Annotated in this window: 9 protein-coding genes; 5 read left to right on the forward strand and 4 right to left on the reverse strand. The window is 65.8% G+C overall.

Annotated elements, in window-relative coordinates:
• Nucleotides 1-164 precede the first annotated feature (164 nt).
• Nucleotides 165-452 (reverse strand): DUF3572 family protein, encoded by a 288-nt coding sequence (locus GH737_RS11560; RefSeq protein ID WP_155264960.1) that lies wholly within the window; start codon nucleotides 450-452, stop codon nucleotides 165-167.
• 37 nt (nucleotides 453-489) lie between these two features.
• Between GH737_RS11560 and GH737_RS11565 the strand changes: the two genes are divergently transcribed.
• A complete protein-coding gene (locus GH737_RS11565; protein WP_155264961.1) occupies nucleotides 490-879 on the forward strand; it encodes a response regulator in 390 nt (129 codons plus the stop codon).
• Between the two features lie 88 nt (nucleotides 880-967).
• Here GH737_RS11565 and rpmG read toward each other — a convergent pair whose 3' ends face one another.
• A complete protein-coding gene (rpmG, locus tag GH737_RS11570; protein WP_155264962.1) occupies nucleotides 968-1,135 on the reverse strand; it encodes a 50S ribosomal protein L33 in 168 nt (55 codons plus the stop codon).
• Nucleotides 1,136-1,232: 97 nt separating this feature from the next.
• On the reverse strand, nucleotides 1,233-2,012 hold the full coding sequence (locus tag GH737_RS11575) for a hypothetical protein (RefSeq protein ID WP_155264963.1): 780 nt from the start codon (nucleotides 2,010-2,012) through the stop codon (nucleotides 1,233-1,235).
• Nucleotides 2,013-2,137: 125 nt separating this feature from the next.
• On the opposite strand from GH737_RS11575, the gene GH737_RS11580 reads away from it, so the two are divergent.
• The 4 genes from GH737_RS11580 to GH737_RS11595 are packed head-to-tail and all read left to right on the forward strand — an operon-like array spanning nucleotide 2,138 to nucleotide 6,974.
• Nucleotides 2,138-2,446: a hypothetical protein gene (locus tag GH737_RS11580; RefSeq protein WP_155264964.1), complete on the forward strand. Its 309-nt coding sequence runs from the start codon at nucleotides 2,138-2,140 to the stop codon at nucleotides 2,444-2,446.
• Between the two features lie 31 nt (nucleotides 2,447-2,477).
• Nucleotides 2,478-4,079, forward strand: coding sequence for a cisplatin damage response ATP-dependent DNA ligase (locus GH737_RS11585; protein ID WP_155264965.1), 1,602 nt, complete (start codon nucleotides 2,478-2,480; stop codon nucleotides 4,077-4,079).
• Between the two features lie 55 nt (nucleotides 4,080-4,134).
• The gene (locus tag GH737_RS11590; protein ID WP_155264966.1) at nucleotides 4,135-5,436 is read left to right on the forward strand and encodes a metal-dependent hydrolase family protein; all 1,302 of its coding nucleotides are present in this window, start codon (nucleotides 4,135-4,137) and stop codon (nucleotides 5,434-5,436) included.
• Complete coding sequence (locus GH737_RS11595) at nucleotides 5,433-6,974, forward strand: S10 family peptidase (RefSeq protein ID WP_230558779.1); 1,542 nt, start codon at nucleotides 5,433-5,435, stop codon at nucleotides 6,972-6,974. The genes GH737_RS11590 and GH737_RS11595 overlap by 4 nt, the downstream gene beginning before the upstream one ends.
• A 61-nt stretch (nucleotides 6,975-7,035) precedes the next feature.
• On the opposite strand, the gene GH737_RS16005 is transcribed toward GH737_RS11595, so the two are convergent.
• Nucleotides 7,036-7,639 (reverse strand): cold-shock protein (locus tag GH737_RS16005; RefSeq protein ID WP_155264967.1); only part of this gene is annotated, 604 nt, incomplete at its 5' end.

A 7,639-nucleotide genomic window follows, 5' to 3' on the forward strand; every position in this document is an offset into this window, starting at 1 on the left:
CACGCCGTCGATCTTGGCAATGGCAGCGCTCGAGGCCGGGCTCGGCACTTTCGACGGGCTTGCTATGGGCGACGTGCAGGCGAAATCGCGCCAGCCGCCCGCGACGAACTTGCGCGCCGCGGCCTCGCCGAACCCGGCCGTCGCGCCCGTGATCAGAATCGTCTTCATCCCTGTCCTTCTTCCAGTTCCCGCCGCGCCTGTACGAGCACATCCGGCGCGACGCCAAGCGCCTCCGAAACGGACACGAGATCCGGCTCATGCGCTTCGAGGAAGCGTATGGCGGCAGCAAGGAGCGCCGGTTCCGCGATGCGGCGACGCAGCTCGTCTGTCCCGATTCCGGTCAGGTCGATGAACCGTTGAGCCCGCCGCGGGTCACCAAGCGTTGCCGCAAGCGCGGCAAGGGCAATAGCAGCACAGTCCCGTGGGGGATCGGTTGGCGTATCGCGAAGCAAAACCTTACATTCAGCCGCTAGCTAGTGGGGGCGAGAAATGGCGAAGATCCTGATCGTCGAGGACAATGCGCTGAACATCAAGTTGTTCTGCGACCTGCTCGCCGCGCACGGACACGAGCCGGAGGCCGTGACCGACAGCCGCAACGCGCTCGACGCCGCACGCAATTTCTCGCCGGACCTGGTGATCACCGACATCCAGCTCCCGCACGTCAGCGGGCTCGAGCTGATCCAGATGATCCGCGGCGACGACAAGCTGGCCGAGGTGCCGATCATGGCGGTGACCGCTTACTCCGCGCGTGGCGATGAGGAACGAATCAGAGCTGCGGGCGCGCAGGCCTATGTGTCGAAGCCGATCTCCGTCGCACGATTCGCACAGACGGTCGACGAGCTGCTCGCGGGTAGGCACGAGGCAGTCGAGCGGGTTTAGTTCTCCTGCGACGCCAGGAGCCCAGACTATTTCTTGTGCTGGAATCCCGCTTTCGCGGGGATGACTCCGTCGCGGCTATGCCGCCCGGTCACTTGATCTTGGCTTCCTTGAACTCGACGTGCTTGCGCGCACGCGGGTCGTATTTCTTGAAGCTCAGCTTCTCGGTCTGGGTGCGCGGGTTCTTCTTGGTCACATAGAAGAAGCCCGTGTCCGCGGTGCTGACGAGCTTGATCTTGACGGTTGCCGGCTTGGCCATCGGACAGTCCCAAATGCTTGAAAAACAAAAAGCGGCCTTCCGCCGCCCGTAGCGCCGAGCCTCTGATGGAGACCCGCGCATTTGTCAACATTGGCGCCTAGCGATCGGCGTCCTTCAAGGCAGCCTTGAGGGCCGTTGCCCGGGCCGAGATAGCATCGACGCTGAGCAGCTTCTGGTCGAGGTCGACGATCTGCCGGTTAAGATCCAGTTCCAGCCCCGGCCACTCGTGCACCTGGACCACCGAGCGCCTGACCACTTCCGAGTCGAGGCCGAGCTCGCACCGCCCTTCGGGCAGGATCATGTCGGTCGAGCCGCGACTGTTGGGCACAATCCGCTCGTTGCAATGGGCGCGGATGGCCTGTTGGGCAGCGTAGGGCATCACCCGCCGGACAATGTCGCGGTACGGTGGAACGACCGAAATATTTGCGCCGGTCACGTCGGACGTGACGTAATAATTCGAAATCTTGTCGCGAAGGAGGGGGTCGCCAAGACTGGCGATCGCGCCGGTCGAGACAATCTCGTCGTAGGTATTGCGCTTGAGCGCCCAGGGCAGGATCTGCGTCGCCTGATAGGCGTGCACCAGGAATTGCTGGTCGAGGCTGCTTGCAGGTCGATCGAGGTCCGCGAGCATCGCCAACGCCTCGTTTCGGACCCAGCTGTAATAATGCTTTCGGGTCGCGAGATTTTCGAGATTGGAGTCGAGGTCGTTCAGAAGCATCGCGCGATATTCGCGCCCCTGGCTACGCTCGGCCCGTGCCTGATTCCAGTTGCTCGCCTGGATGCCGACGAAGACGCCGACGACGACGATGATGAAGTCTACCCCAACCGCAAACCAGTTGTGACCGGTCACGTGCTCGCGGACTCGGCGAAGGATCATGACGCGGGCCCCACGCGGAATTGCGCACAAACTAGCACATGCGGGGCAATCGCCACAGGTTCGTAACGGCAGCTTAACTTTCTTGCGACAACCTCCGTTCAAGGGTTCCTCACAGGAGGGGGTTTATGGCAGCCGATCCGCTGGCGAACGTGAGGATGCAGGTTGGCCTTCGCCTCGCCGAAATCCGCGATGCTGGCCCGCGCATCTCCCCGCTGGAACTCTACGCCAAGATGGACGCCATTCGGCAGCTCGCGGTCGCGAACGGGCTCGCGACCCTGGAAGGGCTGGCGCGCTGCTCGGCGCAGCTCGCGCTCCTTCCAGGCCATCGCATCGCCGTTCAGTCGTGCCTGGAACATGTCGACGATGCGATCGACAGCCGCTCCGAAACCGATTGCAGCACGATTCTCGCCGCCCTCGCGGTCCGACTTCACTGACACCGCAAGGCGCTTCATGCATTAGAGGCGCGTGCGCGCCTTCTCGCAGCTGCTCGACGATCTCGTCTACACGCGTTCGCGCAACACCAAGCTGAAGCTCATCGGCGATTATCTCAGGGAGACGCCAGACCCGGATCGCGGCTACGGCCTCGCCGCGCTGACCGGCACGCTCAGTATCCCGACGGTCAAGCACGCCGCCGTGCGCGCCATCGCCGAGGAACGGGTCGATCCCGTGCTGCTCTATGTGAGCCGCGACTATGTCGGCGACATGGCCGAGACGGTGGCGCTGCTCTGGCCGACAGCCGCGGACGGCGTCCCGGAGGTGGACGACGCCACGATCCGGATTTCGAACGCCGTCGAGCGGCTGCGCTCGGCATCGCGTATCGAGGCGCCGCATGTGCTCGCCTCCATGCTCGACCATCTCGACGCGTCCGGCCGGTTCGCGCTGCTCAAGCTGGCGACCGGCGGCCTGCGCGTCGGGATCAATGCGCGGCTGGCGAAACAGGCATTCGCGGATGCCTTCGGCCTCCAGGTCGAAGCCGTGGAGGAAGTCTGGCACGGCCTCGCTCCGCCTTTCGCCGAGCTGTTCGACTGGGCCGAAGGCCGATCGCCGCAGCCGGCAGTGCGCGACGTGCCGGTCTTCCGCCCGTTCATGCTCGCGCACCCACTCGAGAATGCCAAAGTGTCGCTCGACGATTATGCCGCCGAGTGGAAGTGGGACGGGATCCGGGTCCAGCTCGTCCATGCCGGCGGCGAGACCCGGCTCTACAGCCGCACCGGCGACGACATTTCGGGGAGCTTCCCCGACGTCGCCGAGGCATTCCGGACTAGGGGCGTGCTCGACGGCGAGCTGCTCGTGCGCGGCGAGGACCAGGGCGTCGCCGACGTTCACGGCGGTGCGGCGGCGAGCTTCAACGCGCTCCAGCAGCGGCTCGGCCGCAAGAACGTCAGCCAGAAGATGATTGGCGCCTATCCTGCATTCGTCCGGCTATACGACGTCTTATTCGACGGCGACGAGGACCTGCGCGAGCTGAGCTGGAGCGACCGGCGCGCGCGGCTCGAGCGATTGACGGCGCCTCTCGATCCGGAGCGGTTTGACGTTTCGCAGCTAATCGACGCCGAGAGCTTCGCGCAGCTGGGGGACCTGCGCCTCAACGCTCGCGACGTCGCGATCGAGGGGATCATGCTCAAGCGCCGCGACAGCCCCTATGTCGCGGGCCGCCGCGCCGGCCTGTGGTACAAATGGAAGCGCGATCCGCTGACCGCCGACTGCGTGCTGATGTATGCCGCGCGCGGCTCGGGCAAGCGGTCGAGCTATTACAGCGACTATACTTTCGGTTGCTGGAGCGATTCAGGCGAGCTTCTGCCGGTCGGCAAGGCCTATTTCGGCTTCACGGACGAAGAATTGAAGTGGCTCGACCGCTGGATTCGCGGCCACACGGTGCAGCGCTTCGGGCCCGTCCGCGAAGTCGAGAAGAGCCTGGTGCTGGAAGTCGCGTTCGATTCGATCCACGCGAGCAAGCGTCACAAGTCCGGACTCGCCATGCGCTTCCCGCGCATCAGCCGCATCCGCATCGACAAACCGGCGGCTGAGGCCGACCGACTGGCGACCCTGCAGGCGATGGCAACTTGAAGCTGCGGCCGAACGCGCGCTAAGCCGTGCGCCTCTTCCGGGAAGAGGGGGACTCATGATCAAGCATCTGCTCGCCGGCGCGGCGGCGCTGGCGATGGCCGCCGCAGCGGGCGCCCAGACCTATGCGATCCAGGCCGGGCGCCTGATCGTCGACGCGGCGCAGTCCGAGCGCGGCGCATCCACCGTCATCGTCGACAACGGCAGGGTCACGCGCATCGACAACGGCTTCACCGCGCCGGCGGGGGCAATCGTCGTCGACCAGCGCAGCCGGACGGTGATGCCGGGAATGACCGACGTCCACGTCCACCTGACGGGTACGTCGGGCGAGCCCTGGTACATGGGCTTCACCCAGAAATATTCGGCACCTTATGCGGCGACCGTCGGGCTGACCCATGCGCTGGAAATGGCGCAGGGCGGCTTCACGACGGTCCGCGACCTCGGCGGCGACACGAGCGCCGTGATCGCCATCCGCGATGCCGTGTCCGAAGGCCGCTTCCCCGGCCCGCGCATCAAGGTTTCCGGCGAGCCGCTTTCGATCGTGGGCGGTCATGCGGATGCGGCGACGGGCCTCCCGCCCGAACTCGCCGAAGCCGTCGACGAGGCGCACCTCAGTCCGTCCGTCTGCACCGGGCCCGACGAATGCCAGAAGGTGGTGCGCCACCTCGCAGCCACCGGCGTGGACGTGATCAAGATCATGGCCACCGGCGGCGTCCTCGATCCCGGCACGCGCGGTCTCGAGCAGCATTTCACCGATGTCGAGATGAAGGCGATCTGCGACATGGCTCATTTCATGGGCCTCAAGGTCGCCGCCCACGCGCACGGTGCGAAAGGTATCGACGCCGCCGTCCGCGCAGGCGTCGATTCGATCGAGCACGGCACCTTCATCGACGATGCCGGCGTCAACGACATGAAGGCGCGCGGCACTTATTATGTAGCGACGCTGATGGCGTTCAGCGGCGTCGAGCGCGTCATGGGCTCGGGCAAGCTTGCGCCGGCCTCCGAGGCCAAGGCTCGCCAGACCTTCGCGGTCTGGGGCAAGGGCCTCAATCTCGCCTATCGCAACGGTGTCAACATCGCGCTCGGCACGGACAGCGCGGTGGCTCCGCACACCGAGGCCAACAAGGAGCTCGAGCTGATGGTCACCAAGGGCGGGATGAGCCCGCGCGACGCGCTCGTCGCCGCGACCAAGGGCGGGCCCGCGCTGATGGGTCTGTCGAACGAAACTGGCACGCTGGAGCCTGGCAAGTCGGCCGACCTCATCGCCGTCGACGGCGACCCGCTAACCGATCCGACTGCGGTCCAGCGCGTCGGTTACGTCATGGCCCAAGGCAAGCCCATCCCGATGAAAGGACAATGATGCGTCTCACCCTGATTGCCCTGTCGCTGCTCCTGTCGAGTGCAGCCTATGCCGCGGAGCAGCCCGCCGGCGACGTGCCGACCAAGGAGGCCAAGGAAGACACCAAGAAGGTCGACGCCGACACGGTCAAGGCGAGCGCCGAGGAAGACGCGCAGCCGGTCAAGCGGTCGATTCCGTTTCACGGCCGGACCCTGTCCTACACGGTCACGCCCGGGCACCTCACGATCCGCAACGACAAGGGCGAGCCGACCGGGAGCATGTTCTACGTCGCTTACACGATCCCGAGCAATCAGCCGCGACCGGTGACCTTCCTGTTCAACGGCGGCCCGGGCTCCTCGACCATGTGGCTGCACATGGGTTCGGTCGGCCCGATCAAGGTCGACGCCTCGATCCCCGAGACGATCGCCGGGCCGCCATTCCGCTACGGCGCCAACCCCGACACCTTGCTCGACGTCAGCGACCTCGTCTTCATCGACGCGCCGACTACAGGCTTGTCGCGGGAGATCGGCAAGGCCGAGCCGAAGGACTTCTTCGGGGTCGACAAGGACCTCGACGCGTTCACCAGGACGATCCAGCGCTACCTCACCAAGTACCAGCGCTGGAATAGCCCCAAATTCATCATCGGCGAAAGCTACGGGACCACCCGCGCGGCGGGCCTGTCGAACTCGCTGCTCGACGCCGGCGTCCAATTGAACGGCATCGCGTTTGTGTCGACCGTCTTCAACTTCGCCGACTTTCAGGGCGACCAGTCGCTGGTCAACTTCCTTCCGACCTATGCGGCGGACGCTTGGTACCACGGGAAGATCGCGAACAAGCCGCCGCTCGAGAGCTTCATCGGCGAGGCACGAGACTTTGCCAGCGGCCCCTATGCGGCGGCACTGCAGAAGGGGAACGCCGTCAGCGCGGAGGAACGGCAGTCGGTCGCCCGGCAGATGGCGCAGCTGACCGGCCTTTCCGCCGATTATATCCTGCGCTCCAACTTGCGCGTGCAGCCGAACCGCTTCCAGCGCGAGCTTCTTCGCGACCGGCACCAGGTCATCGGGCGAATTGATTCGCGCTACGTCGGGACCGAGCCCGACAATGTCGGCGAGGGCGCCGATTACGATCCGCAGGGAAGCGCGATCACCGGCGCGTTCGTCGGCGCGCTCAACGACTATCTGTTCCGCGACCTCGGCTACAAGACTCCGCTCGTCTACCGTCCGAACAATTATGGCGCGGTCTATGGCGGCGATTCGAGCTGGGACTTCACCCACCGCGCACCCGATGGGCAGCAGCAGATCGCCGACACGAGCGTCGATCTTGCCAGCGCGATGCGCCAGAACCCGCGCATGAAAGTCCTGTCGGTGAACGGCTATTACGACCTCGCCACGCCGTTCCACGGAGCCGAATATGAGTTCCGACACATGGCGCTCGAGCCGGAGCTGCAAGCGAACATCCGCTACACTTACTATCCGGCGGGCCACATGATGTACACGGACCCGGCCTCGGCCCAGCAGCTCAAGGCGGACCTCGCGAGCTTCTACGCAAGCGCGATGTAGCAACGGAAAGGGGCCGGCAAAGCGAGCTCCGCCGGCCCCCTCGCCCCCGAACCGATTCGGCTTAGCTGATCGGCTGAAGGTTTACCGCGGCGGTCTTGCCGCGGCGGTCGACCTCGAGCTCGAACTCGAGCCGGTCGCCCTCGTTGAGCGTCGGGATCCCCGCGCGCTCCACGGCCGAGATGTGCACGAAAGCGTCCGGCTGGCCGTCGTCGCGCTGGATGAAGCCGAAGCCCTTCATCGCGTTGAAGAACTTGACGGTCCCTTGCGCCTTTTCGCCGGTCAGCTGACGCTGCGGCCCGCGTTCCGCGCGTTCGACCGCGAGCGGTTCGCCCTCGATCCGAAGGTTGGTCGCCGAGATGCGGCCGCCGCGGTCCACGAGCGTAAACTCAAGCGGCTGCCCGTCGGCCAGGTCGGTGAGACCCGCCTGCTCGACCGCCGAGATGTGGACGAACACGTCCTCCCCGCCATCATCCCGCACGATGAAGCCGAAGCCCTTCTGCGGGTTGAAGAATTTGACGACTCCCTTGCCTTCGCCGACGACCTGCGGGGGCATTCCGCCGCCGCCTGCGCCGCCGCCGCGGAAGCCGCCTCCACCACCGCCGCCGCCGCGGAAGCCTCCTCCGCCACCGCCGCCGCCGCCGAAGCCGCCGCGGTCACCGTAGCGC

Origin of the sequence: Sphingomonas segetis, from assembly GCF_009720245.1 — a bacterium.
In the GTDB taxonomy this organism is placed as follows: Bacteria; Pseudomonadota; Alphaproteobacteria; order Sphingomonadales; family Sphingomonadaceae; genus Sphingomicrobium; species Sphingomicrobium segetis.